This window comes from Formosa sejongensis (assembly GCF_033447105.1).
Taxonomy (GTDB): domain Bacteria; phylum Bacteroidota; class Bacteroidia; order Flavobacteriales; family Flavobacteriaceae; genus Formosa.
On sequence record NZ_JAWQUN010000002.1, the window covers coordinates 100,226 to 125,398 of the forward strand.

26 protein-coding genes are annotated in these 25,173 nt (G+C 33.0%); 17 read left to right on the forward strand and 9 right to left on the reverse strand.

The genetic code is table 11. The annotated features are described in order from the left end of the window. Nucleotides 1-162: 162 nt before the first annotated feature. The gene (gene ffh, locus R6X41_RS02670; protein WP_318497132.1) at nucleotides 163-1,491 is read right to left on the reverse strand and encodes a signal recognition particle protein; all 1,329 of its coding nucleotides are present in this window, start codon (nucleotides 1,489-1,491) and stop codon (nucleotides 163-165) included. 302 nt (nucleotides 1,492-1,793) lie between these two features. Here ffh and R6X41_RS02675 point away from each other — a divergent pair, with 302 nt between their 5' ends. Further along, entirely contained in the window at nucleotides 1,794-4,313 is a 2,520-nt protein-coding gene (locus R6X41_RS02675; protein WP_318497134.1) for a chondroitinase-B domain-containing protein, read from the forward strand. Between the two features lie 2 nt (nucleotides 4,314-4,315). Here the strand turns inward: R6X41_RS02675 and R6X41_RS02680 are convergent, their stop codons facing one another. After that, a complete protein-coding gene (locus R6X41_RS02680; protein ID WP_318497135.1) occupies nucleotides 4,316-4,969 on the reverse strand; it encodes a uracil-DNA glycosylase family protein in 654 nt (217 codons plus the stop codon). Between the two features lie 44 nt (nucleotides 4,970-5,013). Here R6X41_RS02680 and R6X41_RS02685 point away from each other — a divergent pair, with 44 nt between their 5' ends. Further along, nucleotides 5,014-5,151 (forward strand): 30S ribosomal protein THX, encoded by a 138-nt coding sequence (locus R6X41_RS02685; protein ID WP_318497137.1) that lies wholly within the window; start codon nucleotides 5,014-5,016, stop codon nucleotides 5,149-5,151. Here the strand turns inward: R6X41_RS02685 and R6X41_RS02690 are convergent, their stop codons facing one another. The 4 genes from R6X41_RS02690 to R6X41_RS02705 all read right to left on the reverse strand — a co-directional run bounded on the left by R6X41_RS02690 (nucleotide 5,152) and on the right by R6X41_RS02705 (nucleotide 7,950). Next, nucleotides 5,152-5,493: a hypothetical protein gene (locus R6X41_RS02690; RefSeq protein ID WP_318497139.1), complete on the reverse strand. Its 342-nt coding sequence runs from the start codon at nucleotides 5,491-5,493 to the stop codon at nucleotides 5,152-5,154. Beyond that, nucleotides 5,450-6,208: a peroxide stress protein YaaA gene (gene yaaA / locus R6X41_RS02695; RefSeq protein ID WP_318497141.1), complete on the reverse strand. Its 759-nt coding sequence runs from the start codon at nucleotides 6,206-6,208 to the stop codon at nucleotides 5,450-5,452. The genes R6X41_RS02690 and yaaA overlap by 44 nt, the downstream gene beginning before the upstream one ends. 127 nt (nucleotides 6,209-6,335) lie before the next feature. Then, entirely contained in the window at nucleotides 6,336-7,382 is a 1,047-nt protein-coding gene (locus R6X41_RS02700; protein WP_318497142.1) for an RluA family pseudouridine synthase, read from the reverse strand. 13 nt (nucleotides 7,383-7,395) lie between these two features. Further along, nucleotides 7,396-7,950, reverse strand: a complete 555-nt coding sequence (locus R6X41_RS02705; RefSeq protein ID WP_318497144.1) for a PASTA domain-containing protein — start codon at nucleotides 7,948-7,950, stop codon at nucleotides 7,396-7,398. A 104-nt stretch (nucleotides 7,951-8,054) separates the two neighbouring features. On the opposite strand from R6X41_RS02705, the gene R6X41_RS02710 reads away from it, so the two are divergent. Continuing rightward, complete coding sequence (locus R6X41_RS02710; protein WP_318497146.1) at nucleotides 8,055-9,029, forward strand: D-alanine--D-alanine ligase; 975 nt, start codon at nucleotides 8,055-8,057, stop codon at nucleotides 9,027-9,029. A gap of 40 nt (nucleotides 9,030-9,069) precedes the next feature. Beyond that, nucleotides 9,070-9,534, forward strand: a complete 465-nt coding sequence (coaD, locus tag R6X41_RS02715; protein WP_318497148.1) for a pantetheine-phosphate adenylyltransferase — start codon at nucleotides 9,070-9,072, stop codon at nucleotides 9,532-9,534. A 15-nt stretch (nucleotides 9,535-9,549) separates the two neighbouring features. Here the strand turns inward: coaD and R6X41_RS02720 are convergent, their stop codons facing one another. After that, nucleotides 9,550-11,214, reverse strand: a complete 1,665-nt coding sequence (locus R6X41_RS02720) for a SulP family inorganic anion transporter (protein ID WP_318497150.1) — start codon at nucleotides 11,212-11,214, stop codon at nucleotides 9,550-9,552. 97 nt (nucleotides 11,215-11,311) lie between these two features. On the opposite strand from R6X41_RS02720, the gene R6X41_RS02725 reads away from it, so the two are divergent. From R6X41_RS02725 to R6X41_RS02745, 5 genes are all read left to right on the forward strand, one after another. Then, nucleotides 11,312-13,045 (forward strand): M14 family metallopeptidase, encoded by a 1,734-nt coding sequence (locus R6X41_RS02725; protein ID WP_318497152.1) that lies wholly within the window; start codon nucleotides 11,312-11,314, stop codon nucleotides 13,043-13,045. A gap of 100 nt (nucleotides 13,046-13,145) precedes the next feature. Next, nucleotides 13,146-14,357 carry a chloride channel protein gene (locus R6X41_RS02730; protein ID WP_412176251.1) on the forward strand — a complete coding sequence of 404 codons (1,212 nt, stop codon included), beginning with the start codon at nucleotides 13,146-13,148 and terminating at the stop codon, nucleotides 14,355-14,357. Nucleotides 14,358-14,454: 97 nt separating this feature from the next. After that, nucleotides 14,455-15,900 carry a RimK family ATP-grasp domain-containing protein gene (locus tag R6X41_RS02735; RefSeq protein WP_318497156.1) on the forward strand — a complete coding sequence of 482 codons (1,446 nt, stop codon included), beginning with the start codon at nucleotides 14,455-14,457 and terminating at the stop codon, nucleotides 15,898-15,900. Nucleotide 15,901: 1 nt separating this feature from the next. Next, a complete protein-coding gene (locus tag R6X41_RS02740; protein ID WP_318497158.1) occupies nucleotides 15,902-17,128 on the forward strand; it encodes a glutamate-cysteine ligase family protein in 1,227 nt (408 codons plus the stop codon). Then, on the forward strand, nucleotides 17,125-17,811 hold the full coding sequence (locus R6X41_RS02745) for an N-formylglutamate amidohydrolase (protein ID WP_318497159.1): 687 nt from the start codon (nucleotides 17,125-17,127) through the stop codon (nucleotides 17,809-17,811). Before R6X41_RS02740 ends, R6X41_RS02745 begins: the two co-directional genes overlap by 4 nt. Here the strand turns inward: R6X41_RS02745 and R6X41_RS02750 are convergent. Next, entirely contained in the window at nucleotides 17,804-18,385 is a 582-nt protein-coding gene (locus R6X41_RS02750) for an NUDIX hydrolase (protein WP_318497161.1), read from the reverse strand. The genes R6X41_RS02745 and R6X41_RS02750 overlap by 8 nt on opposite strands. 124 nt (nucleotides 18,386-18,509) lie before the next feature. Between R6X41_RS02750 and pyrE the strand changes: the two genes are divergently transcribed. Then, nucleotides 18,510-19,154 (forward strand): orotate phosphoribosyltransferase, encoded by a 645-nt coding sequence (gene pyrE / locus R6X41_RS02755; protein ID WP_318497163.1) that lies wholly within the window; start codon nucleotides 18,510-18,512, stop codon nucleotides 19,152-19,154. 24 nt (nucleotides 19,155-19,178) lie between these two features. Beyond that, a complete protein-coding gene (locus R6X41_RS02760; RefSeq protein ID WP_318497165.1) occupies nucleotides 19,179-19,574 on the forward strand; it encodes an SRPBCC family protein in 396 nt (131 codons plus the stop codon). Here R6X41_RS02760 and R6X41_RS02765 read toward each other — a convergent pair. Beyond that, nucleotides 19,571-20,302 carry a biotin--[acetyl-CoA-carboxylase] ligase gene (locus R6X41_RS02765; protein WP_318497167.1) on the reverse strand — a complete coding sequence of 244 codons (732 nt, stop codon included), beginning with the start codon at nucleotides 20,300-20,302 and terminating at the stop codon, nucleotides 19,571-19,573. The genes R6X41_RS02760 and R6X41_RS02765 overlap by 4 nt on opposite strands. Nucleotides 20,303-20,396: 94 nt before the next feature. On the opposite strand from R6X41_RS02765, the gene rsfS reads away from it, so the two are divergent. The 6 genes from rsfS to R6X41_RS02795 all read left to right on the forward strand — a co-directional run bounded on the left by rsfS (nucleotide 20,397) and on the right by R6X41_RS02795 (nucleotide 25,169). After that, nucleotides 20,397-20,768 (forward strand): ribosome silencing factor, encoded by a 372-nt coding sequence (gene rsfS / locus R6X41_RS02770; RefSeq protein WP_318497169.1) that lies wholly within the window; start codon nucleotides 20,397-20,399, stop codon nucleotides 20,766-20,768. Nucleotides 20,769-20,774: 6 nt separating this feature from the next. Then, a complete protein-coding gene (ftsH, locus tag R6X41_RS02775; RefSeq protein WP_318497171.1) occupies nucleotides 20,775-22,712 on the forward strand; it encodes an ATP-dependent zinc metalloprotease FtsH in 1,938 nt (645 codons plus the stop codon). A 119-nt stretch (nucleotides 22,713-22,831) separates the two neighbouring features. Beyond that, nucleotides 22,832-23,440 (forward strand): LUD domain-containing protein, encoded by a 609-nt coding sequence (locus R6X41_RS02780; RefSeq protein ID WP_318497173.1) that lies wholly within the window; start codon nucleotides 22,832-22,834, stop codon nucleotides 23,438-23,440. Between the two features lies 1 nt (nucleotide 23,441). Further along, nucleotides 23,442-24,263: a phosphatidate cytidylyltransferase gene (locus R6X41_RS02785; protein WP_318497174.1), complete on the forward strand. Its 822-nt coding sequence runs from the start codon at nucleotides 23,442-23,444 to the stop codon at nucleotides 24,261-24,263. Continuing rightward, nucleotides 24,253-24,903: a phosphatidylserine decarboxylase family protein gene (locus tag R6X41_RS02790; protein WP_318497176.1), complete on the forward strand. Its 651-nt coding sequence runs from the start codon at nucleotides 24,253-24,255 to the stop codon at nucleotides 24,901-24,903. Before R6X41_RS02785 ends, R6X41_RS02790 begins: the two co-directional genes overlap by 11 nt. After that, nucleotides 24,903-25,169, forward strand: a complete 267-nt coding sequence (locus R6X41_RS02795; RefSeq protein ID WP_318497178.1) for an acyl-CoA-binding protein — start codon at nucleotides 24,903-24,905, stop codon at nucleotides 25,167-25,169. Before R6X41_RS02790 ends, R6X41_RS02795 begins: the two co-directional genes overlap by 1 nt. Nucleotides 25,170-25,173: the final 4 nt, after the last annotated feature.

Below are 25,173 nucleotides of genomic sequence, written 5' to 3' on the forward strand. Positions count from 1 at the left end.
GTGTTATTAACTGCTTACTCGATTTGTTTAACTCCAAATTTAAAATGAATGCCAATTATAAAAACAAATTAGCTTTCGTGATATATTCCTCTTGATTTATCTCAAGTGATTTTTTTGTTATGATTTTAAAAACGATTCACAAGATCCACTAACTAATACAAATTACTTCATATTCTTCATGGCTTGCATCATACGTTTTCCGCCGCCACCTTGCATCATCTTCATCATTTTACTCATCTGATCGAATTGCTTCAATAACTGATTTACTTGTTGCACAGAAGTTCCTGATCCTTTACCAATACGTTTTTTTCTACTCGCATTAATAACTGAAGGATTTGTACGTTCTTCAACTGTCATAGAATGAATAATCGCTTCAATATGCTTAAAGGCATCATCTTCAATATCGATATCTTTCATCATTTTTCCAGCTCCAGGAATCATTCCAATAAGGTCTTTCATGTTCCCCATTTTCTTGATTTGCTGAATCTGACTTAAGAAATCATCGAATCCAAATTGATTCTTTGCTATCTTTTTTTGAAGTTTTCTCGCTTCCTCTTCATCAAACTGCTCTTGAGCACGTTCAACAAGCGAAACAACATCCCCCATTCCAAGAATACGGTCTGCCATACGAGATGGATAGAATACATCTATCGCTTCCATCTTCTCACCTGTACCAATAAATTTAATTGGTTTATTAACTACAGATTTAATCGAGATTGCAGCTCCACCTCGAGTATCTCCATCTAATTTAGTAAGGATTACCCCGTCGAAATTTAAAACATCGTTAAATGCTTTTGCTGTATTTACAGCATCTTGACCTGTCATAGAATCTACAACAAACAAGGTTTCTTGTGGCTGAATAGCTTTATGAATTTCAGAAATTTCGGCCATCATCGCTTCATCTACAGCTAAACGACCAGCGGTATCTATAATTACCACATTATGTCCGTTTGCTTTCGCATAAGCAACACCTGCTTCTGCAATAGCTACAGGGTTATTATTTCCTTTATCGCTAAAAACCTCAACATTAATTTGATCTCCAACAATATGTAACTGATCTATCGCCGCAGGACGGTACACATCACAAGCTACCAATAAAGGTTTCTTAGTTTTTTTAGTTTTAAGGTAGTTTGCTAATTTTCCTGAGAACGTAGTTTTACCCGAACCTTGTAAACCAGACATTAAAATAATGCTAGGTGTACCAGACAAATTAATCCCTTCGGCATCACCTCCCATTAATTGGGTAAGTTCGTCTTTAACGATTTTAACCATTAATTGTCCTGGTTGTAATGCTGTTAAAACATCTTGACCAAGTGCTTTTTCTTTTACTCTAGTAGTAAAATCTTTAGCAATTTTAAAGTTAACATCGGCATCTAATAAAGCACGACGTACTTCCTTTAAGGTTTCTGCAACATTAACTTCCGTTATACTTCCATGTCCTTTAAGAACGTGTAACGCTTTATCTAACTTCTCACTTAAATTATTAAACATAAATTTTCATCAAATTTTAAGAAACGCAAATTTAATGATTTGATGTGTATTAATGAAGAATTGATTCATAAAAAACACAACTTCATCTTTTCCTTCAAAAAATTTGATCTACGAGTAATTTACACACACGTATTCTTACATTACTATTAAGACAAAAACATCATTTTATCAAAAAAAATCCATTAAAATGCGAAAAACACTAATAATATATTAATTATTTGTTTGATATGAAATATTATTTGTTATTTTTGGTAAACCAATCTGGTTTCCCAATTTGGTTTTCCAGATAAAAAAGAATTATTATGACAAAAAACTACTTTAAAACTAAATCCATTTCGAATGGATTAAAAAAACAACATCTATTATTGCTTTGCTTTGCTTTGTTTGCACTTAGTCTTAGCGCGCAAACATATGTTGAAGACCCAGATGATTTAGAAGACCTATTAGAAGATGCAGCCCCTGGAGATGTATTTATTATTAAGAATGGAACATATAATGATTTCGAACTTAGGCTTGAAGAAAAAAATGGAGCTTCTGGAGATCCAATTACTATTAAGGCAGAAACAGTTGGTGGTGTAACGCTTACTGGCGAATCGAGCTTTGTATTAAAAAAATCATCTCATATTGTATTACAAGGCTTTGTTTTTGATGCTGAAGGTGACAATTCTTTAATTAAACTTGAAGGTTGTAACAATATTAGAATGACTAGAAATGTTTTTGAACTACTTACCGAAGACTCTATAAAATGGGTGTTTATTGGTGGTGTTTGGGACGATCATACCTTTCAGTATGCAAGTCATAATAACAGAATAGACCATAACACCTTTCAGAATAAAACAACACCAGGACACTATATAACTGTTGATGGGACTAATGATGGTGACGAAGATTTCCGTCAATCTACTTACGACAGAATAGACCATAATTATTTTAAAAACAACGGACCTCGTGCTACAAACGAGCAAGAATCCATTAGAATTGGTTGGAGCGAGATGTCGGAATCTAGTGGTTTTACAACTGTAGAATTTAATTTATTTGAAGATTGCGATGGCGACCCTGAAATCGTTTCAGTAAAAAGTTGCGATAATATTGTTAGACATAATACTTTTAGAAAAAGTTACGGAACACTATCTCTAAGACATGGAAATAGAAATCGTATTGAAGGAAATTATTTCTTTGGCGACGGAAAAGAAATTGGAGTATCTGATGAAGGTTCAACACTTTATACTGGAGGAATTCGTGTATACGGAACAGACCATATTATTGTTAATAATTATTTTGAAAACTTAGAAGGTACACGTTGGGATGCTCCTATTACAATTACTCAAGGTGATGCTATAGATGGCGAAAGCAGTAATTTAAGTAAGCATTTTAGAGCAGAACGTGTTACCATTGCTTATAACACACTTGTATATAATACCTACGGAATTGAAATCGGTTTCGATAACGGCGGAGACTACAGTAAAAAAGTAGAAGATGTTACGTTTGCCAATAACCTAGTGATCGGAAAAACGAATAGTTTAGTTAATTATGTAGATGGAAATAATCAGGGTGATGGTATTTCTTGGAGTAATAACTTAATGTATCCTGAAGGCGACGCTAAATTAACTAGCGATGATTCTACTTTTGATACTCACGAGGTTACTACTGGAAACCCTTTTTTAAATTACGAAGATGGCGTTTGGAGAAGTACAGCAGAGTCTCCTCTTTTTCAAAAAAGTGAAACGTCTATAAGTGTAATGGAAGATATCCAAGGCCAAACTAGACCAGACGAGAGCAATACTGGAGCAGATCATTATAGTTTAGAAAGTGTACGTTATGCACCTTTAAATCCTGAAGATGTTGGACCTGATTCTGATGAAGGTGAAATAGAACCTGTAGATCAATTATCGATAGCTGCTATCGAAACATTTTCAGCTGAATCTGGAACTCAAGAATCGGCTATTACCTCTAACATGGCATGGAAAATTACAGACAACCAAGATTGGATTACTGTAACTCCAGAAAGTGGGGAAAATAATGATACTGTAGATATTACGGTATTAAAAAATGACACTACAGAAGAACGTACCGGTGTTATTACGATTACTAGTAGCACATTATCGAGAACTTTATATGTAACTCAAGAAGGTTTAGACCCTGCAGACGGATTGGATTTACTTACTCCAGTATCTGTTTCTGCTAGTGAATCTCAAGACCCTAATCTACCAGGAAATACCTTAGACGACGATTTCGACACACGTTGGTCTGCAGAAGGTGATGGACAAACTATAACTTACGATTTAGGAAAAATAGACACAGTAAGCTTATTAAAAATTGCATTTCATAACGGATCAGCACGTTCTACCTATTTTAAGATAGCCCTTTCAGATAATGGCACAGATTTTACTGAAATCACTAATGAAATTACGAGTTCTGGAACCTCTAATGATTACGAGAATTTCCCTATAACACCAACAAAAGCACGTTTTGTTCAAATTATAGGTTTCGGAAATTCTGGAGGTAGCAAATGGACTAGCTTAGCTGAAGTTCGTATTTATGGTACAGACAATACCCTTTCTGTTTCTGAAAACACTTTAGCGCAAAGCTTAAGAATATATCCTAATCCTGCGCAATTTGAATTAAACATCTCTGATGCAAAACAAGAATTAAAAACTGTAGAAATTTATAATATCCAAGGGCAATTGGTCTTATCGCAATCGGTAAAATCAGAAGTATCTACACGCATTAACGTGTCTAATTTCTCTACAGGAACTTATATATTAAAAGCTAAAAACACAAGTAATGAAACGACATTTAAACGTTTTATTATTAAGAATTAAGATTAAAAGAATTCGCGGTATTGCATAACGCGAAAATCAAAAGTATTGAAATTAGAATTTGTTTGTTTGATTTGTTTGTAAAGTGGCATACTGCCAACAGCTCTATTAGCAGCGCCAGAAGGCGCTGTTAAGGAGACTGTCTTAATTAGTCTTCCATCAAGCTTAAAACTATGAATTCTTGGTACTTCGTTACATTCCACAGTTAAAACCAAGTCGTATGTTTTTAAATGTTTTCTAAAAAAATATTCAGGACCATTCTTACTATTTCCTCCAGTAAACAACAAGGTATCTACTTTAGGATGTTGTTTTAAATATCCTATTACATCTCTTAACGTTATACTTTTCATTCCTAAATCTGAAGCGTCAATTTTTTCACGTTCAGCACTTTCTACAATATCACAAATCCCAATACCTTTAGAGATTAAAAAGTTTTTTCGCTGAAGAATTGCTTCATCAGTAGTTTCAAACTTTAATTTTAAATCGAAAATCATATTTAAAATCGGCCATAATTGTCCGTCAATACTTCCGTAACAAAAATTAACATCACCAGGTTTCAATTCTCCATTAGAAAATCTCGGCGGTGGTAAGGTACCAACTATTAATTTGGTTGCATTTTCAGGAATAAATGGTGCATACGGGTGCTTATGCTTGAACATTCTTTTGTAGTTTAGTCCAAAATTAGTATTTTAAAAGAAAAACTATGGGTAGAGGAGATAAAAAAACCAAACGCGGAAAAATTAATAGAGGAACTTACGGCGTAAGACGTCCACGAATCAAGAAAAAAGTGCGTCCGGAAGAAAAGCTTAATATTGATAAAGACCCAACAGTAAAACGCTAATTATTGTTTTATAGCATTACCAAATCGCTTTCCGAACTTGTAAGCTATAAAAACAGTAAAAGCGATAATTGCAATTGTAGTAAACACATAAAGTGAATACAAAAATACATCGTCTTTAGAATTAAAGCAAAAATCGGAAAAGAAACACGCTTCTAGTTTTTTACCAGAACTTACTGTTAACGATAAACTAGCTAAAAAAGTAATTAAAATCACCGAAATAACATACATAGTCGTATTCAGCTTTTTTGGTGATTTTCCTGTAGGTTTAAAAGCTTCGCGTTCTTCCTGAGATCGCTTATTATCTTGTAAAGACCAACTCGGTTTCTGTTGAGAATTGCTCATCGTATCGGTAGTTTTCGTAATTAAATCCCTTTAAATCTTCTATAGTTTTTGCATTTGTATCGACTACAAAACGGGTCATTAAACCTCTAGCTAATTTCGCATAGGTTGCAATCATTTTGTATTCACCATTTTTAAAATTTTTAAAAACTGCAGTTACTACTGGCACCTTTAGCGACTTCACATCTACAGCTTTAAAATACTCGTTACTAGCCAAATTTAAAAACAATTCACCATCTTCCAACTCTTCATTTAAAACTTTGGTAATTGTTTCTTTCCAGAATTCATATAAATTCTTTTTAGTCCCTACCGGCAACTTTGTCCCCATTTCTAAACGATAAGCTTGCATTAAATCGAAGGGTTTTAAAACACCATATAAACCAGATATAATTCTTACGGTATTTTGAAGCGTTTCTAATTTATCTTCAGGTATAGAATACGCATCAATACCACGGTAAACATCTCCATTAAAGGCATAAATAGCCTGCCTGGCATTGTCTTTTGTAAATGGCAATTCCCAATCCTGATTTCTCTGATAGTTTAACTGACCAAGAGCATCAGAAATGTGCATTAATTCTGATAAACTTTTAGCAGATTTCTTTTTTACAACCTTATTTAAACGTTCCGCTTGTTTTAAGAAGATAGCTTCTGTATAAACATCGGTTGGTAACTTACTATCAAAATCTAAAGACTTGGCTGGAGATATTACTAATTTCATTTATTTGGTATTATTCAAGTTCAATTTGATTACTCATTTCAATTTTAAAAACAAGTAAAAATACAAATGAAAAGGACACAAACGAATAGAGAAACACTGTTATTTCTTATATCTTAATCATTAATATCTATGATTCATCAATTTCTTTATGCTTCACATAATGTTGCCACTTTCCAATACAAAGTTGCATATCTTCAGGGATTTCAGTATTAAAACGCATAAATTCTTTGGTTCTTGGATGTTCAAAACCTAACGTTTTTGCATGTAATGCTTGTCTTGGTAAAACCTTGAAACAATTATCTACAAACTGCTTATATTTGGTAAAGGTGGTTCCTTTTAAAATACGTTCACCGCCATAACGCTCATCATTAAATAAAGTGTGTCCAATATGTTTCATATGCACACGTATTTGATGCGTACGACCAGTTTCTAACTTACAAGACACTAAGGTCACGTAACCCAATCGTTCTATGACTTTATAATGTGTAACCGCAGCTTTTCCTTTATCAGCATCGTCTCCGAAAAACACAGTATTTTGAAGTCTATTTTTAGGATGACGTCCAATATTACCTTCAACAGTACCTTCTTCTTCATCTACATTTCCCCATACAATAGCAACATATTCGCGCTCTGATGTTTTCTCTGCAAACTGAAAAGATAAATGCGCCATCGCCTCTTCAGTCTTAGCCACAACCAACAATCCGCTAGTATCTTTATCAATTCTATGTACCAAACCTGGGCGACCAGAAGAATTTTCTGGAAGATTATCGAAATGATAAATTAATGCATTTATTAAGGTTCCAGAATAATTTCCGTGTCCGGGATGCACAACCATTCCTGCTGGTTTATTAACCACCAATAAATCGTCGTCTTCGTAAACGATATCGATAGGAATATTCTCTCCAACAAGTAAATTCTCGTATGGCGGGTGTGCAAAAAGCACTTTTATAACATCGTTACCTTTAACTTTATAATTGGACTTAACGGGAATACCATTAACATAAATATTGCCAGCTTTCGCCGCTGCCTGAATTTTACTTCGGGTTGCGTTTTCGACAAAATTCATTAAATACTTATCAATTCGAAGTGGCGATTGCCCCTTTTCTGCTGTAAAAGCATAATGCTCGTAAAGCTCGTCTTCGGTCTCTTCGTTTTGTGGTGTGTAATCACTCATAATTTACTCTGGTCTATGGTCTATTACCGTTTCCTAATACTAAATCGATTTTAGATGTTTTAGGTAACATATCGCCTGGTTTTATTTTTTCTCCATCATGAGAAACTTGTAAAACCATATCTTTCCCAATATTGTCAACATACCTAATGGTACCTACTTGAAAACCTAAGGCTTCTAAAGTAGGTTTAGCTTGACGAAATGTGCGATCTGTTAATTCTGGCACTAGCACTTTTCTGTATCCTGACGGATTAAGTGTTAAATATATTTTTCTATCTTCTTTTACTTTAAATCCAGCTTTTGGATCTTGTTCTATAACCGAAAATTTAGGATAATCTGGATTGTAATTGGCAGAATCCTGAATTTCCATTACTAATTTATTTCTTTCTAATTCTGCTTTGGCTATTGTTATAGAGTTACCTGTTAAATCCGGAACCGTTTCGAACTCTCCATGATTTGTTGTATTATCTAACCATTTAAGCATTAAATAACTTAGTACTACAATGGCGGCTACAGCTAAGAGTAAATTCAGAAAAAAAGTTTTACTCGTAAGGAATTTTAAAAAGCTCATGTTATAGAATTTGATTGGCAAAGATATAAAAACCGTTCTGTTTTTACTTTTGATTAATAAATGATATTTTAGCTAAACGATTATTTCTATTATTTGTTACTATTATGAAAAAAAATATTGCCATTATCATGGGTGGTTATTCTAGCGAATTTAAAATCTCCCTAAACAGCGGAAACGTTGTATACCAATCACTTGACACATTAAAATACAATGCTTTCAGAATACATATATTCAAAAATAAATGGGTTTATGTGAATTCAAATGATGAAGAATTTGCTGTTGATAAAAATGATTTTTCGGTAACAATTGATGGTAATAAAACAACTTTCGACTGTGTTTTTAATGCCATTCATGGTTCTCCAGGCGAAGACGGCTACTTACAAGGCTACTTTAGCCTGCTAAATATGCCACAAACTAGTTGCGATATGTACCAAGCAGCTGTTACTTATAATAAACGTGATTGCTTAAGTATTTTAAAACCTTACGGCATAAAAACGGCAGAATCCTATTATCTAAATTTAGGAGATGTTGTAGATGAAGATGCCATTATTGAAAAAGTAGGCTTACCTTGTTTTGTAAAAGCAAACAAAGCAGGAAGTAGTTTTGGAGTATCTAAAGCCTACAAAAAAGAAGATTTAAAAGCATCTATAGACATTGCATTTAAAGAAGATGACGAAATTATAATCGAATCGTTTTTAGATGGTGTAGAAGTTTCTGTTGGTGTAATTACATACAAAGGAGAAACAAAAGTCTTGCCTATTACGGAAATTGTTAGTGAAAATGATTTTTTCGATTATAAAGCTAAATACTTAGGACAGTCTCAAGAAATTACTCCAGCAAGATTAACGCCGGAACTAGAAGAAAAAGTGAACACACTTGCTAAAAAAGTGTACGAAGTTTTAAAAATGAAAGGTTTTTCTAGAAGCGAATTTATTTTTAAAAATGGCGAACCTTATTTATTAGAGATCAATACTGTTCCAGGCATGACTAAAGAAAGTATTTTACCACAACAGGCTGCAGCTGCAGGAATTTCTTTACCAGATTTATTTGGAAGCGCTATAGAAGAAGCTTTAAGATAAAAATTGTAAATTCACAAAACAAATTATTATAAGACAAGCAATGAAACGTGCCATATTTCCAGGATCTTTCGACCCGTTAACATTAGGGCATTACGACATAATTTCGCGTGCCGTAAATGTATTTGATGAAATTATTGTAGCCATCGGAATTAATTCTGACAAAAAATACATGTTCTCTTTAGAAGAACGTCTTCAATTTATTAAAGACACTTTTAAAGACGAACCCAAAGTATCAGTAACGACCTATTCTGGACTTACAGTTGATTTTTGTCAGAAAATGGATGTTGAATTTATATTACGTGGACTTAGAAATCCAGCCGATTTTGAATTCGAAAAAGCCATTGCTCAAACCAATAGAAAACTTTCAGAAATTGAGACTGTATTTTTATTAACGTCATCTAAGACATCCTTTATAAGCTCTAGTATTGTTAGAGATGTAATAAGAAACAACGGAGATTATACGCTCCTCGTTCCTGATAATGTAAGAGTAAAAAAGGCGCCATAATTGGCGCCTTTATTATTAAAATTTATATTCTGAAAGGGGTTTAGGAAACTCCTCTGGGTTTGCTGCCAAATGATAGCGTGGATCGTGAATATCTTCGACAATTACGTCTTTAAGTTTCGGATTCGCTTTATACATTAACAATTTACAATCTTCGCTTAAGTGTTTCAATTTTATCGATTTCCCTTCAGCTTCATATCTATTTACAAGATTTGTAATTGCTTCTAATGCCGAATGATCGCTTACACGAGATTCAACAAAATCTATATACACTTCATCAGGATCATTTTTAACATCAAATTTTTCGTTAAAAGCAGAAATAGAACCAAAGAATAACGGCCCCCAAATTTCATAAGTTTTCACTTTTCCGTCTTCAGAAAAACGTTTTCTAGCTCTAATCTTTTTAGCATTTTCCCAAGCAAAAACTAATGCCGAAATAATTACACCTACAAAAACAGCTATCGCTAAATCGTAAATCACAGTCACAGCAGACACGATTACTAAAACTATAGCATCAGACATTGGAATCTTTCTAATAATTCTGAAACTGGACCAAGCAAACGTTTCAATTACCATCATAAACATCACTCCAACAAGAGCAGCGATTGGCACTTGCTCTATATATTTGTCTGTAAATAAAATAAAAGTTAATAAGGTTACAGCCATCATAATCCCTGACAAGCGACCACGCCCACCAGCATTAATGTTAATTACAGTTTGACCAATCATACCGCAACCACCAGTTCCACCAAATAAACCACTCACCATATTTCCGGCACCTTGCGCAATACATTCACGGTTACCATTTCCTCTAGTTTCGGTTAACTCGTCGACCAAATTCATAGTCATTAACGATTCAATTAATCCTACAGAAGCTGCTAAAAATGCATATGGCAAAATGAACTTTAAAGTATCTAAATTAAACGGAAGGTTTTGCCACAACTCTGCGTTAGGGGTTGGAAACTCTCCTTTTAAGCCTGTTCCTCCTCCTTCTATAATATAAGATCCTACGGTGCTTAGGTCTAATCCGCCAAATATTGCAATAGCAGTGGTTACTAAAATGGCAGTTAATGCGGCAGGAATTTTTTTAGTAATTTTAGGTAACAACCAAATAATTCCCATCGTTAAAGCTACAAGACCAAGCATTATATAAAGCTCTGTACCTTCCATTGGGATGTTAATATAATTTTTAACACCTGCAGCTGTAATCTCCAATTCTTTATGAGAAAACATACGTACTTGAGCCATAAAAATTACAATAGCTAATCCATTAACGAATCCTAACATTACAGGATGTGGAATTAATCGTACAAATCGGCCAAGTTTAAAAACTCCCGCACAGATTTGAATAACTCCCATTAAAACAACGGCCGCCAACAGGTAGAAATACCCCATGTTTTCAATAGGTGTATCAAAAAGCATCCCTTTAGCATGACCTTCAGAAATTAAGTGTACAAAAATAACCGCTACTGCGCCTGCTGCTCCAGAAATTAAACCCGGACGTCCACCAAAAATTGCAGTAATTAATCCTACAATAAAAGCACCAGAAAGCGCTACTAATGGATCTATTTGCGCAACAAAAGCGAAAGCAACAACTTCAGGAATCATAGCTAACGATACTGTTATACCAGCTAAAATATCGTCTTTCGGATTTGGGGTTATTTTCCTTATAAAATCTGTCATGTATCTAATTTTTTAAAGGCGCAAAAGTACAGTTAAAATGGCGACTCACAAGTTCTTAATGTAATAATTTCATTAAGTTTGACTAAAACAATAAAGAATGAAATATTTTACCTACGCTTTCATTATATTACTATTAACGAATGCTTTACATGCTCAAATACAAAATAATTTTATCACACCTTTTGAACAAAGTGGAGGTTTAGAAACCGCAACCTACGATGAAGTTATTCAATATTACATAGCATTAGCCAAAATATATCCTCAGATTTCTATTCAAACCATGGGTAAAACAGACTCTGGAAAGCCATTACATATTGTGACTTTAGACCCGAACAAGACATTTAATTTTACTGAAATTCGTAAAAACAAATGTATTTTACTTATCAATAATGGGATTCATCCAGGTGAAAGTGATGGAATCGATGCAACAATGATGTTGTTTCGAGATTATGTTCAAGGAAAAATTAAGATGCCAAAACATACGGTTTTAGTCACAATTCCAATTTATAATATTGGAGGGAGTTTGAATCGGAATTCGACAACTAGAACCAACCAAAACGGACCCGAATTATATGGTTTTAGAGGTAATGCACGTAACTTCGATTTGAATCGTGATTTTATAAAAAGTGATACTAAAAACGCAAAAGCTTTTGCTGAAATTTTTCACAGCGTTCAACCCGATGTTTTTATAGATAACCATGTAAGCAACGGCGCAGATTATCAATACACGTTAACCCATTTATTCACTCAGCATAATAAACTTGGTGGAAATTTAGGAGACTATTTACACACCAAGATGATGCCTGAACTAGAACAAAATTTGGCTTCTAAAAGCTGGGATATCACTCCATATGTTAATGTTTTCAATGAAGTTCCCGAAATAGGATTTAGTCAATTTCTAGACAACCCAAGATATTCGACAGGTTATACAACCCTATTTAATACTTTAGGTATGATGGTAGAAACACACATGCTTAAACCCTATAAACCGAGAGTTGAAGGAACTTACGAACTCATGGTAAGCATGATTGAACTTATAGATAAAGATTACAAAACAATTAAAACTTTAAGAAATGAAGCTAATGCGACTTTCCTTAATGCGAGAACTTATAATTTAAACTGGGAAGTAGACACAACTAATTTTTCAATATTACAATTTAAAGGTTTTGAAGGCGAATACATAACAAGTGAAGTTACGGGTTTAAACCGTTTAAAGTACGACAGATCTAAACCCTTCACTAAAACGATAAAGTATCAAAACTACTTTAATCCAACTTTAGAAATCACTATTCCAAAAGCCTATATCATTCCTCAAGGTTGGTATTCTGTTATTGAATTACTAAAACTTAATCAGGTAAAAATGACTCAATTGAAAACGGATAAAACGTTTACAGTTGAAACATATCACATTACCAATTTCGACACAAAACAAGAACCTTATGAAGGTCACTATTTACATTCTAACACATCGGTCTCTACAACAATTGAACAGATTCAATTTAGAACGGGCGATTATTATATTGAAACACATCAACCAAGCATACGCTATCTTTTAGAAACATTAGAACCTCAAGCAGTAGATTCCTTTTTTAACTGGAATTTCTTCGACACTATACTTCAGCAAAAAGAAGGTTTTTCTCCTTACGTTTGGGAAGATTTAGCCCTAGAATTACTAAATAATGATGCTGAATTAAAAGTACAATTTGAAACTAAAAAACAAAACGACAACGATTTTGCGAGTAATTGGTATGCACAACTAGATTGGCTACACAAGCAAAGTGAGAATTACGAAAAAGCACATTTAAAATATCCTATTTATCGAGTAAACTAAAAACAAGTATATATTTGCCATGTCTATTTAAAACTTCAGCAACGTGCAAATAAAAAGTAAAAAAAGGATAATTAAATATCTCGACATTTTAGATCAACCCATGAAATTCAATCCGTTTGTTTTTAGTTGGTCATTTTTACTTTGGGCTTTTTTAGGTCTTATTGGTGGTGTAACTGCGGGCTTATATTGGATTATTTTAGAATTCCTGACACATAAAATTTCATTTTTCGAAGGTTGGCAAGTTATACCTGTCATGTCTATTTGTGGTTTAATGGCAGGTTTAATTATTCACTTTATTGGAGATCCTGGAGAAATACAACTTATAGTAAACAACATCCGTTTTAATAAAGGAAAACTAAATCCGAAGAATAATCCGTCTATGGTTTTATCTTCTTTACTCTGCGTTGCTTCTGGTGGTAGTTTAGGACCCGAAGCACCATTAGTACAAGTCACAGGATCTATAGGTACTTGGTTAGGTCAAGTTTTTCGACTTAAAGGTGAAGCGCTCCGTTCTTTAAGTATTGCGGGTATGGCATCGGGATTTACTGCGCTTTTTGGAGCCCCATTAGGTGGAAGTTTATTTGCTTTAGAAATTCTTCATTATAAACATGCTGTCGAATATTACCGAGCCATTATCCCTGCGCTTGTTGCTAGTAGTTTTAGTTACATCGTTTTTGCCTTAATTGTACATCTAGGCCTGGGTCCGACGTGGAATTTATCGGCTTACGAATATTCTGGAGTTTTTGATTTTGGGTATGCTGTATTCTTTGCCATTATAGCTACAGCTGTAGGTTGGTTATTCATTTTTTGTATAAAATTCTTCAAACTAATATTCGAAAAACGTCCGCTTCCTATTTATATTAAAACCCTTGTTGGCGGTTTACTATTAGGAGTTATAGCTTACTATTTACCAATTACACGTTACTTTGGACATCATGAAATTAATGAAATTATTAATGAGCATTTTCCATTAAAACTGTTGTTCATCATCTTAATATTTAAAATTATTGCCATTGCAATTACAGTGACTTCCGGCTGGCGTGGTGGTTTTATAATTCCATTATTTTTTGTTGGTACAACTTTAGGTTTAATCATTCATCAATTTATTCCATCGGTTAGTTTAACATTAACAATTGTAAGCTGTATGGCAGCCATAAACGCATGTGTAACTAGGACACCTATGAGTACTACAATTTTACTAACAACGCTTACCGGTTTCGGACATTTAATCCCTATTTTATTTGCGAGTTTAACAGGCTATTTTTTAGCACCAAAAATTCCATTTATAAGCTCTCAAAAGCATCAAGATTAAGACTTTAAAAAAAATCAAAAAAAAGAGGATTGAACGTGAAACATAATTAAAAATACTATACTTTTGATTAAAATTTATATCGCGATACAGCGTCTGTATGAACAAATATATTGTTGTCAATCAACCTGAAAAATGGAATTTTTCGATTGAGAATATTAAAGTGATTTCCTCACAAGAATACCTTACAAACCCTGAGTTTTCATTATTAAAAAAAGCCAGGATCTTTAATTTATGTAAAGATTATTCATACCAATCTAAAGGGTATTACGTTTCGCTTTTAGCCGAAGCCAGAGGTCATTTAGCTATCCCGACCGTTAAAAACATAGTCGATTTAAAGGCTTTAAAACTAGTTAGAATTGTATCTGATGAATTTGATGATATTATTCAGCAAAGTTTAAAAAATATAAAGTCGCAAGAATTTACATTGAGTATTTATTTCGGACAAAATGTTGCCCAGAAATACAAGGAACTGAGCCTGTTATTTTACAGGCATTTTCAAGTCCCTTTTTTACGTGTAAAATTCAATCATAGTAACAAGTGGAATATTCAAAGTATAAAAGCCATTTCAGAATCTGAGATTCCTTCAGAACATTTAGAAAGTGTTCAGGAATTTGCAAATCAATATTTTTCAAAAAAACGTTACGATATTCCTAAGTTAACCAAAAGTGATTTCGATTTAGCAATTTTAGTAAATCCAAATGATCCTGCGCCTCCAAGCAATCCTAAAGCCCTAAAAAAGTTTGTAGATTTAGCTGAAAAAATGAATATTTATGCCGAAATCATCGAGCCTAAAGATTTGTCACGTTTATCTTCTTTTGATGCGCTCTTTATTCGTCAGAGCACAGAAGTAAATAACGAAGCTTACGCCTTTGCCAGGAAAGCACAACAAGAAGGTCTTGCGATTATAGATTACCCAAGTGCCATTTTAAAATGTTGTAATAAAGTATATATGGCAGAAGCGTTGAAAAACGCCAATATAGACACGCCAAAAACTATAATTGTACATAAAGATAATAAACAATTGGTTTTAGATACCGTTGGACTGCCATGTGTTTTAAAAGCACCTGACTCGACATTTTCTTTCGGAGTAAAAAAAGCAAAAACTGAAGTAGAGTATCACGAACTCGTTTCTGAAATGCTTAAAGAATCCGACTTAATTATTGCTCAAGAGTTTTGCCCATCAGATTACGATTGGCGCATTGGGATTTTAGACGACAAACCTTTTTATGCCTGTAAATATTATATGGCTAAAGGGCATTGGCAAATCTATAACTGGAACGCCAAGAAAAAAGATGACCAAGATGGAAATGCTGACTGTCTGCCAATAGAATCTGTGCCTAAAAAGGTATTGAATATGGCAGTTAAATCGGCTAAACTTATGGGAAAAGGCCTTTATGGGATTGATATAAAAGTGATAAACAATATACCCATGGTTATTGAAATTAACGACAACCCAAATATCGATTTTGGAGTTGAAGACGCCTATTATGGTGATGCCGTTTACATCGATATTTTAACTGCTTTAAAAAAACGTTTAGAATAAAATGAATAAAAAATATCATCTTTTTGATGTTTACGGGATTGAGCTAGAATATATGCTAGTAAATCAATCCGATTTAAAAATCGCTCCAATTGTTGATGCTCTTTTAACCAAAAAGAAAGGTAAATTGACTTCGGATATTGTGAATGGTAAAATTGCATGGAGCAACGAATTAGTTGCCCATGTAGTGGAATTAAAAACCAACGGACCTACAAAAGACCTTAATGGTTTGGCCGAATTATTCCATAAAAACATAAAAGAAATCAATGCGATTTTAAAACCATTGCAGGCAGAATTATTACCATCGGCTGCGCACCCATTTATGAATCCTGTAACGGACACTCAACTTTGGAAACACAGTTATAGTGAAGTTTACGAACTTTACAACCGTATTTTTAATTGTAAAAATCACGGATGGAGTAATGTGCAAAGTGTGCATATTAACTTACCTTTTTTTGACGATAAAGAGTTTGAAAGATTACATGCAGCCATTCGTTTAATTTTACCTTTAATTCCTGGATTAAGCGCAAGCTCACCAATTTTAGAAGGTAAAATAACAGGATTTAAAGACACGAGATTAGAGTATTATAAAACCAATCAGAAAGAAATCCCTGAAATGGCAGGCCTTATTATTCCTGAACGTGTATTTACAAAATTAGATTATTACGCAACCATTTTCGAACCTATTAATAAGGCTATTAAACCGTTCGATATTCATAATATTTTAGATCATCATTTTTTAAATTCTCGTGGTGCTATTGCACGTTTCGACAGAAATGCTATCGAGATACGTCTAGTCGATATTCAAGAATGTCCAAAAGCAGATATAGCAGTTTGTGTTTTAATAATTGAGACTTTAAAATTGTTAGTTAATAAAAAACTATCGCCTTTGGCTGCACAGAAACGCTGGGTAAAAGAAGATTTATTTGTAATTCTAAATGATGCTATTAAATATGGTGAAACTTCTAAAATTAAAAATTTAGATTATTTAAATTTATTTGATATTGAAGATTCAACAACAATTCAAAATGTTTGGAAACATTTATATGAATTAGTAAAACCAAACATCCATAAATCTCACTATATAACTATAGAAACCATCTTATACGAAGGTACATTAGCAACAAGAATTGAGAATGCTTTGGCCGATGATTTTTCTGAAACTAACGTTTTAAATGTGTACAGACGTTTAGCAAATTGTCTTGAAAACAACACAATGTTTCTAAAATGAAACTGGTCTTAACTTGCGAACACGGCGGAAACAACATTCCTAAAAAATTCAATACGCTATTTAAAAATGAAGAAACCACGTTGCATTCGCATCGTGGTTTTGATATTGGAGCTTTAGATGTTTTTAAATATCTAAAACCAATTGCCGATTATTCGAACTATAGCGAAACGAGCCGTTTATTAATAGAATTAAACAGGTCGCTACATCACAAGAATTTATTTTCAGAATACTCTAAATCACTTTCCAATATAGAAAAGGATCATCTAATTAACAGTTATTATAATGTGTACAGAGATTCTGTTGGGAATTACATTTCCAAAGAAATAAAAAAAGGAGAATCAATACTACATATTTCCATACATAGCTTCACTCCTATTTTAAATGGAGAAAAAAGAACCTGCGACATCGGGCTTTTATATGATTCTACTAAAATAAAGGAATCTGATTATTGTAAAAGCTTCAAAAAACAATTAAATTCTGAAAACCCAATACTTAAAATTCGTTTTAATTATCCATATTTAGGAACCGCAGATGGTTTTACAACGTATTTACGCAAACAATTCCCTATAAATTATATAGGAATTGAGATAGAAATTAATCAGAAATTCACGTCAAAAAATGAAGTACCTTCCCTTTTAAAACATCAAATTTACAGTGCTTTAAAATCTACTTTACCTAAATAAGCGGTCTTATATTCGCATACGAATTCTCTAAAGCTTGGATAGCTTCAACCTCGTTTAACCACTCTACCTTAGTAATACCTTCGTTAAGTTGTGGCCATAAATTACCTTTAAAATCGGTAGACATTTCAAACCAATGTGTCACCTTTATTTTAAACTTTCCGTTGCGTTTAAAAATATGATACGTGGTATGTAAAGGTTTCGTGATTTTTAATCCGGTAACGCCTGTTTCCTCCTCTACTTCACGCAAAGAGGTTTCTTCTATTGTTTCTCCAGACTCAGCTTTACCTTTAGGCAAATCCCATTTATCGTTTCTATAAATAAATAAAATATTACCATCTTTATTATACACTTTCCCTCCGCCTGCAACCACATTTGGCAGCTTTTTAAGAAACTTTTTAAGCAGCTTGTCTTGGTTTTTATGAATCAGTCTAACCTCTTTTAAAGAGGTGTTATTTAAATCCTTTATAACCTTACCAATATGGACCGTGTCTAATAAGTAATTCTTAAAATGTGTTTCTTTCTCAACCTCTGTGGTTAAAATGATTGGCTTATCGTTGACAAAAATTTTATACATATTAAAAAATATCCTGTATTAATTGTGGTAAAAGTATTAATTTTTAAAGCAAACATATTAACTTTAAAAAAATAATTTTAATACACAAGAACTATTATTTTAATTAATGTGTAATTTTGTATCTATGATTTTTAACAAACATACTGCTCGAAAAACTGCTGAAGTTTTATTGCAAGTAAATGCAATAAAACTTAGCCCTAGTGCTCCTTTTACATGGGCCTCTGGATGGAAGTCTCCTATTTACTGCGATAATAGGATTATACTTTCATTTCCACCAATCCGAAATTACATTCGTGAAACCATGGCGAAAGATATTGAAAAACAATACGGAAAGCCCGACGTTATTGCTGGTGTAGCCACTGGTGCTATCGGAATTGGTATGCTCGTTGCCGAATATTTAGGTCTGCCATTTATTTATGTAAGACCTGAAGCTAAAAGCCATGGAAGACAAAATCAGATTGAAGGTTTTGTTCAAAAAGGACAAAATGTTGTTGTTGTTGAAGATTTAATTAGCACAGGACAAAGTAGTTTAAATGCCGTTAAAGCTTTAAGAGAAGCTGGTCTAAATGTAAAAGGCATGATTGCTATATTTACATATGGCTTTAGTATTGCCAATGAAAATTTTGAAAAAGAAAACGTATCGCTTCAAACCTTGAGTAATTACGAAAGTTTAATTGAACAAGCTGTAGAAACCAATTACATTACACAGTCTGAAGTACAAACATTATCAGATTGGAATGCCAATCCTAGCCAATGGAACATTATTTGATCCAGTCTAAAAAACAATAGAATCATGAATTTAGAATCACCGAAAGTAAGCATAGATAAATCGTCTCAAGAAGTATTCGATTTTCTTTCTGATATTAAAAATTTTGAAAAACTGATGCCTGATAACATTAGTAAGTTTGAGATTTTAGATGAGAACAAGTTTCTATTTGCCTTAAAAGGTATGCCTGAAATCGTTTTAAAAAAGAAAGAAGCTATTCCTCCTAACAAAATAGTTTTAGGAGCTGCAGGCGGAAAATTAGATTTTTCTTTAATTGGACATATTACTGAAATTTCTGAAGGGAAAAGCGATGTTAAACTTCAGTTTGAAGGCGATTTTAATCCGATGATGGCAATGATGATAAAAGGGCCAATATCTAAATTTATTGAAACTTTGGTAACAAAAATGCCAGCATCAGTTTAATATAATAAAGTTAATTCTTTTAAATCAAACTCTTTTATAATTTGGTCTTCTAACAGCACTTTTAAATTACCAAAGTCTGATACACCAAGTATAAAACCAATAAACATAGAACCTTCAGCATCCAAAAATGTTGAAGGTTTATCTTTTTTAAACAACGCACTTTCGTACTCTTCTTGTATTTTATAATATTGTCCGCGTTCTAGCCAAGCAAAACATTCTTTTAATTCCACTATGATGTGATGTAGCACTTCATCTAAATCATAAAGACGTCCAACTCTATTAACTATTGAAGACGCCCTTGGTAATCCAGAAAAATCTGTTTGATTAACATTGACACCTATTCCCAAAATACTGTCTCTTAATCCGCCCTGTTTAACAATGTTTTCGATTAGCACACCACAAATCTTCTTTTTATCTGACAAAATGTCGTTTGGCCATTTTATTTGAACCTTAGGCACCATAAGCTTTTTTAATGCCTTATAAATGGCAATTGCTGTAGCCATACTAATATAAAACTGCTTTTCCACAGGCACGTAAGACACGTCCTTAAAAACACTAAACATAAGATTTTTAGAGGCTTCAGACTCCCAGACTGTACCCATTTGCCCGCGTCCCATGGTTTGCTGCTTGGCAACAACTACAGTGAAATCTTGCAGTAATTCACATGTACTTAATTGTTTCAAATAAGTATTTGTTGAATCAATGGCATCAAGTTTGATTATACGCATTTATATTATTTATATAGGCAGGATGAAAACTTCTGCAATTTTTAAAGTATAAAGAACTAAAAAATAATAACTTTGTACAAATTAAATCAAATTAATGGCGAAAGAAAATATAAATGCAGACCTACTAATTTCTACTATATTAAGTGGAATTGAAGATGTTAAGGGAAAAGAAATAAGCATTCTTGACCTACGTGAAATTGAAAATACGGTTTGCGACTATTTTATAGTATGTGAGGGAACTTCAAACACTCAAGTAAATGCCATTGTAAACGCTGTTCAGAGAAAAGTTAGCAAAGAACTTAAGGACAAACCTTGGCATATAGAAGGACAAGACAATGCCGAGTGGGTATTAATGGATTACGTTAATGTTGTAGTTCATGTTTTTCAGAAACATATTCGCGAATACTATGACATTGAAAGCCTTTGGGGCGACGCAAAAACAACTATAATTGAAACAAATTATTAAAATTTAATGGCAAACGAAAAGAAAACTCCAAATAAGAAACCTAAATTAAATCCGTATTGGATTTACGGAGCAATTATCGCGATTTTTATTGCGATGCAACTTTTTAACAGTAATAGCTTACAAGACGCGAATACGACTACCCCTTCAGATTTTATGAAATATTTGAGGGATGGTGATGTGCAAACTGTTGAAATTGTAAATAAAAGAGAGGCAGAAGTTTTTCTAACCGAAGAAGCGTTACAAAAAGAAGATCATAAAAAATCGGAACCTTCTACATTACTACCTACAGCGTCCAAATTACCAAATTACACTTTTGAATTTGGAGATTTACAAAACTTCGAAAATCAAGTAAATTCAACTATAAAAGATTTGAATTTAAAGACAACTGTAAATTATAAAACAGAACAAAACCTAATGGGTGATTTCCTTATTGGAATTCTACCTTTTATTTTATTAATTGGGGTTTGGATTTTTATAATGCGTAGAATGTCAGGCGGCGGAGGCGGCGGTGCTGGTGGTCAAATATTTAACATTGGAAAATCTAAAGCTAAATTATTCGATCAAAATACAGATGTAAAAACATCATTTAAAGATGTGGCAGGTTTAGAAGGAGCTAAAGAAGAAATTCAAGAAATTGTAGACTTCCTTAAAAATCCGGAAAAATATACCGCTCTTGGTGGTAAGATACCTAAAGGAGCACTACTTGTAGGACCTCCTGGAACGGGTAAAACCTTATTAGCAAAAGCTGTTGCAGGCGAAGCTAAAGTGCCTTTCTTCTCATTATCAGGATCAGATTTCGTTGAGATGTTTGTGGGTGTAGGTGCGTCTCGTGTTAGAGATTTATTTAAGCAAGCCAAAGAAAAATCGCCAGCAATTATTTTTATTGATGAAATTGATGCCATTGGACGTGCAAGAGGAAAAAGTAATATGTCTGGATCTAACGATGAAAGAGAGAATACTTTAAATCAGTTATTAACAGAAATGGATGGTTTTGGTACAAATACAAATGTAATTGTATTAGCTGCAACAAACAGAGCCGATGTTTTAGATAGTGCATTAATGCGAGCTGGACGTTTTGACAGACAAATTTTTGTTGATCTTCCTGACATAAGAGAACGTCAAGAAATTTTTGAAGTGCATTTAAAGCCTATCAAAAAAGCAGAAAATTTAGACACAGACTTCTTAGCCAAACAAACTCCAGGTTTTTCTGGTGCAGATATTGCAAACGTATGTAACGAAGCGGCGTTAATTGCTGCTAGACAAGGAAAAAAAGCTGTAGATAAGCAAGATTTCCTTGATGCTGTAGACCGTATAGTTGGTGGTTTAGAGAAGAAAAATAAAATTATAACACCTAACGAAAAGAAAGCAATTGCTTATCATGAAGCGGGTCATGCTACTGTTAGCTGGATGTTAGAACATGCTGCGCCTTTAGTAAAAGTAACTATTGTACCTCGTGGACGGTCTTTAGGTGCTGCTTGGTATTTACCAGAAGAACGCTCAATTGTTAGACCAGAACAAATGCTTGACGAAATGTGTGCTGCATTGGGAGGTCGTGCTGCAGAGAAAGTTATTTTCAATAGAATATCGACTGGAGCTTTAAGTGATCTTGAAAAAGTAACTAAACAAGCAAGAGCTATGGTTACTATTTATGGTTTAAGTGATAAAGTTGGAAACCTTACTTATTACGATTCTTCTAGCCAAAACGAATATGGTTTTACAAAACCATATAGTGAAAAAACAGCTGAACTTATCGATAATGAAATATCTGATATTATTGAAACTCAATATAAAAGAGCGATAAAACTTCTAGAAGATAATAAGGAAAAACTTACTGAGTTGGCCGACGTACTTTTAGAAAAAGAGGTAATCTTTAAAGATAACCTTGAAAAGATATTTGGTAAGCGTCCTTTCGATCCAGAAACGAAACAGCTTTTAGATAAATAAAATATTAAGTAGATTACGCTTAATAGCAGGAAAAATCTTAAATTAACCGTTGGGTTAATTTAAGATTTTTTATCTTTGAACAAACCCCAATTTAATCCAGATTAATAGCGAGTGTCTTAATGAGTCTATTTAGAAAATTTTTTGGTTCAAAATCAAAATCAGAAGAGGAAATACAATCTGACGACAGAGGCAAATATATGCCTGAAGTTAAACTACCCATTGATGAAAAGTTTACAATAAACTTTAAAGCCAACGGTGGTAAATTTTTGTATTGCGAAAACATAGATGAAATTTTCCAAACGTTAGATTATATCATTGAAGAAAATAGTTGGGAGGATAAAAAGATTCTTATTTTAGATAACGATTTGAAAAAGCGTTTTGCTTCGTCTAGTTTAAATATGGCTAAATACAATGATAATGATGCCACATATTTTTTAACTAGTTGTGAAAACTTAATTGCAGACGATGGATCGCTTTTAATAACGTCTAACCAAATAGCTGAAAAGAAACTTGTAGACTTACCTAGTAATTTTATTGTATTTGCTACAACAAGTCAGATAGTTGGAAGTATTGGCGAAGGTTTACGCGGTATAAAATCTAAAAACACACAAAGAATTCCAACAAATATTACTACAATTAAGCATTTTAAATCTGTTGAGGAAAAAAACTTCATGACCTATGGTAGTAGTTCAAAAAACCTATATTTGTTGCTTTTAGAAGACCTCTAACATGAAAGAATTTCTTACCAGAGCTATTTTTGGTTTCATATACGTTGCTTTATTAATTGGATCTCTTTATAATGAGCATGCACTATCTATTCTATTTTTTATATTCGGAATAATTTCTATTGCTGAATTTAAGAAACTTATAGGATTCAAAGCCTTTTTCCCTTATGCCATCTTCTTACTAATGTATTTTGGTTTCGGGTATTGGCATATGGTTTCTCCGGAATTAGAAGGATTTAATCAGGGTACACAAATACTTCTAGTACTTTCAATTTTTGTGAATTTATTTCTAATTAAAGATTTATTTTCTAGAAAGGGTATTCCATTATTCAAGTTTAAACGTTTCCTATTAACGAGTTTCTATATCTCTAGTTCATTTGTCTTTTTCTTATTGATTGCCCGCTTTGGTAACACCTATCACCCAAGTATTCTTTTAGGTTCTTTTATTCTTGTTTGGGTTAACGATACGTTTGCATATATTGTAGGAAAGAATTTTGGAAGGCAAAAATTATTTGAAAAAATTTCACCTAAAAAAACAGTAGAAGGATTTATTGGCGGCTTATTCTTTTCGTGTATTGCTAGCTATTTTATCGCTACCTTTACACAAACATTAAACTTTTCACAATGGCTTATTTTAGCAATTATTGTAAGTGTTTTTGGAACTTTAGGTGATTTAATTGAGTCTAAGTTTAAACGTCAAGTTAATGTAAAAGATAGTGGTGTAATAATGCCGGGACACGGTGGTTTATTAGATCGATTAGATAGTATTATATTTGCTGCACCATTTATTTATTTGTTTTTAAGAATTTTGGATTATGTTTCATAAGGAAGGTTTTAAAATTATTTTAATCACTTTTGTTTTAGTAGTAGCTTCATTTTTAGCTACTGATAATTTTGTATCTATATTATGGTTACGATACCTAATATTTTTTACTCTTATCTTTTTTTTAATTCTGATTTTACAATTCTTTAGAAATCCAAAACGGAATGGTATTCTTAACGAAAACCAAGTTTTATCTCCTGTAGACGGTAAAGTTGTAGTTATTGAAGAAGTATTCGAAAAAGAATATTTTAAGGAAAAACGTATACAAGTGAGTGTTTTTATGTCACCTATTAATGTACATGTTACCCGATACCCTATTACCGGAAAAGTAATATTTAGTAAGTATCATCCAGGTAAATTTCTAGTTGCTTGGCATCCTAAAGCTAGTGAAGAAAACGAACGCACGACTGTCGTAGTAGAAAACAAAACCTTAGGTAAGGTATTACACCGTCAAATTGCTGGTGCTTTAGCAAAACGTATTGTTAATTATGCTAAGGTTGGGGACGATGCTATACAAGCTGGTGATTCTGGATTTATAAAATTCGGTTCTAGAGTAGATTTGTTTTTACCTTTAGGAACGAAAATTAATGTCAACCTAAACGATAAAGTTAAAGGTGGTGAAAGTATTATTGCTGAATTATAATGACTTCTGAAGAATTAGATATTGACTTTAAGGATGCTGTAGAACGCATTAATAATCTTCCTGGACCTTTTCCAGCTGATTTCCTTTTGCGTCTGTATGCCTACTACAAAAAGTCTACCAACAACTATAGCAGACCCAACTCTGGGAAACCTATTATAAATGCATTTAAAACGAATGCATTATTCCAAGTAAAAGATATTACCCAAGATGAAGCTAAACGCATTTATATAGATCTTGTAAATAATTATTCTTTATACAGAAAGTAGTTAT

What these genes read in the sequence shown, in the direction of transcription:
- pyrE (WP_318497163.1), top strand. Translation starts at nt 18,510, where the DNA reads ATGATTTTTAACAAACATACTGCTCGAAAAACTGCTGAAGTTTTATTG.
- ffh (WP_318497132.1), bottom strand. Translation starts at nt 1,491, where the DNA reads ATGTTTAATAATTTAAGTGAGAAGTTAGATAAAGCGTTACACGTTCTT.
- R6X41_RS02785 (WP_318497174.1), top strand. Translation starts at nt 23,442, where the DNA reads ATGAAAGAATTTCTTACCAGAGCTATTTTTGGTTTCATATACGTTGCT.
- ftsH (WP_318497171.1), top strand. Translation starts at nt 20,775, where the DNA reads ATGGCAAACGAAAAGAAAACTCCAAATAAGAAACCTAAATTAAATCCG.
- rsfS (WP_318497169.1), top strand. Translation starts at nt 20,397, where the DNA reads ATGGCGAAAGAAAATATAAATGCAGACCTACTAATTTCTACTATATTA.
- R6X41_RS02680 (WP_318497135.1), bottom strand. Translation starts at nt 4,969, where the DNA reads ATGTTCAAGCATAAGCACCCGTATGCACCATTTATTCCTGAAAATGCA.
- R6X41_RS02710 (WP_318497146.1), top strand. Translation starts at nt 8,055, where the DNA reads ATGAAAAAAAATATTGCCATTATCATGGGTGGTTATTCTAGCGAATTT.
- R6X41_RS02765 (WP_318497167.1), bottom strand. Translation starts at nt 20,302, where the DNA reads ATGCGTATAATCAAACTTGATGCCATTGATTCAACAAATACTTATTTG.
- R6X41_RS02750 (WP_318497161.1), bottom strand. Translation starts at nt 18,385, where the DNA reads ATGTATAAAATTTTTGTCAACGATAAGCCAATCATTTTAACCACAGAG.
- R6X41_RS02735 (WP_318497156.1), top strand. Translation starts at nt 14,455, where the DNA reads ATGAACAAATATATTGTTGTCAATCAACCTGAAAAATGGAATTTTTCG.
- R6X41_RS02705 (WP_318497144.1), bottom strand. Translation starts at nt 7,950, where the DNA reads ATGAGCTTTTTAAAATTCCTTACGAGTAAAACTTTTTTTCTGAATTTA.
- R6X41_RS02720 (WP_318497150.1), bottom strand. Translation starts at nt 11,214, where the DNA reads ATGACAGATTTTATAAGGAAAATAACCCCAAATCCGAAAGACGATATT.
- R6X41_RS02700 (WP_318497142.1), bottom strand. Translation starts at nt 7,382, where the DNA reads ATGAGTGATTACACACCACAAAACGAAGAGACCGAAGACGAGCTTTAC.
- R6X41_RS02745 (WP_318497159.1), top strand. Translation starts at nt 17,125, where the DNA reads ATGAAACTGGTCTTAACTTGCGAACACGGCGGAAACAACATTCCTAAA.
- coaD (WP_318497148.1), top strand. Translation starts at nt 9,070, where the DNA reads ATGAAACGTGCCATATTTCCAGGATCTTTCGACCCGTTAACATTAGGG.
- R6X41_RS02725 (WP_318497152.1), top strand. Translation starts at nt 11,312, where the DNA reads ATGAAATATTTTACCTACGCTTTCATTATATTACTATTAACGAATGCT.
- R6X41_RS02740 (WP_318497158.1), top strand. Translation starts at nt 15,902, where the DNA reads ATGAATAAAAAATATCATCTTTTTGATGTTTACGGGATTGAGCTAGAA.
- R6X41_RS02690 (WP_318497139.1), bottom strand. Translation starts at nt 5,493, where the DNA reads ATGAGCAATTCTCAACAGAAACCGAGTTGGTCTTTACAAGATAATAAG.
- R6X41_RS02760 (WP_318497165.1), top strand. Translation starts at nt 19,179, where the DNA reads ATGAATTTAGAATCACCGAAAGTAAGCATAGATAAATCGTCTCAAGAA.
- yaaA (WP_318497141.1), bottom strand. Translation starts at nt 6,208, where the DNA reads ATGAAATTAGTAATATCTCCAGCCAAGTCTTTAGATTTTGATAGTAAG.
- R6X41_RS02685 (WP_318497137.1), top strand. Translation starts at nt 5,014, where the DNA reads ATGGGTAGAGGAGATAAAAAAACCAAACGCGGAAAAATTAATAGAGGA.
- R6X41_RS02675 (WP_318497134.1), top strand. Translation starts at nt 1,794, where the DNA reads ATGACAAAAAACTACTTTAAAACTAAATCCATTTCGAATGGATTAAAA.
- R6X41_RS02730 (WP_412176251.1), top strand. Translation starts at nt 13,146, where the DNA reads ATGAAATTCAATCCGTTTGTTTTTAGTTGGTCATTTTTACTTTGGGCT.
- R6X41_RS02790 (WP_318497176.1), top strand. Translation starts at nt 24,253, where the DNA reads ATGTTTCATAAGGAAGGTTTTAAAATTATTTTAATCACTTTTGTTTTA.
- R6X41_RS02795 (WP_318497178.1), top strand. Translation starts at nt 24,903, where the DNA reads ATGACTTCTGAAGAATTAGATATTGACTTTAAGGATGCTGTAGAACGC.
- R6X41_RS02780 (WP_318497173.1), top strand. Translation starts at nt 22,832, where the DNA reads ATGAGTCTATTTAGAAAATTTTTTGGTTCAAAATCAAAATCAGAAGAG.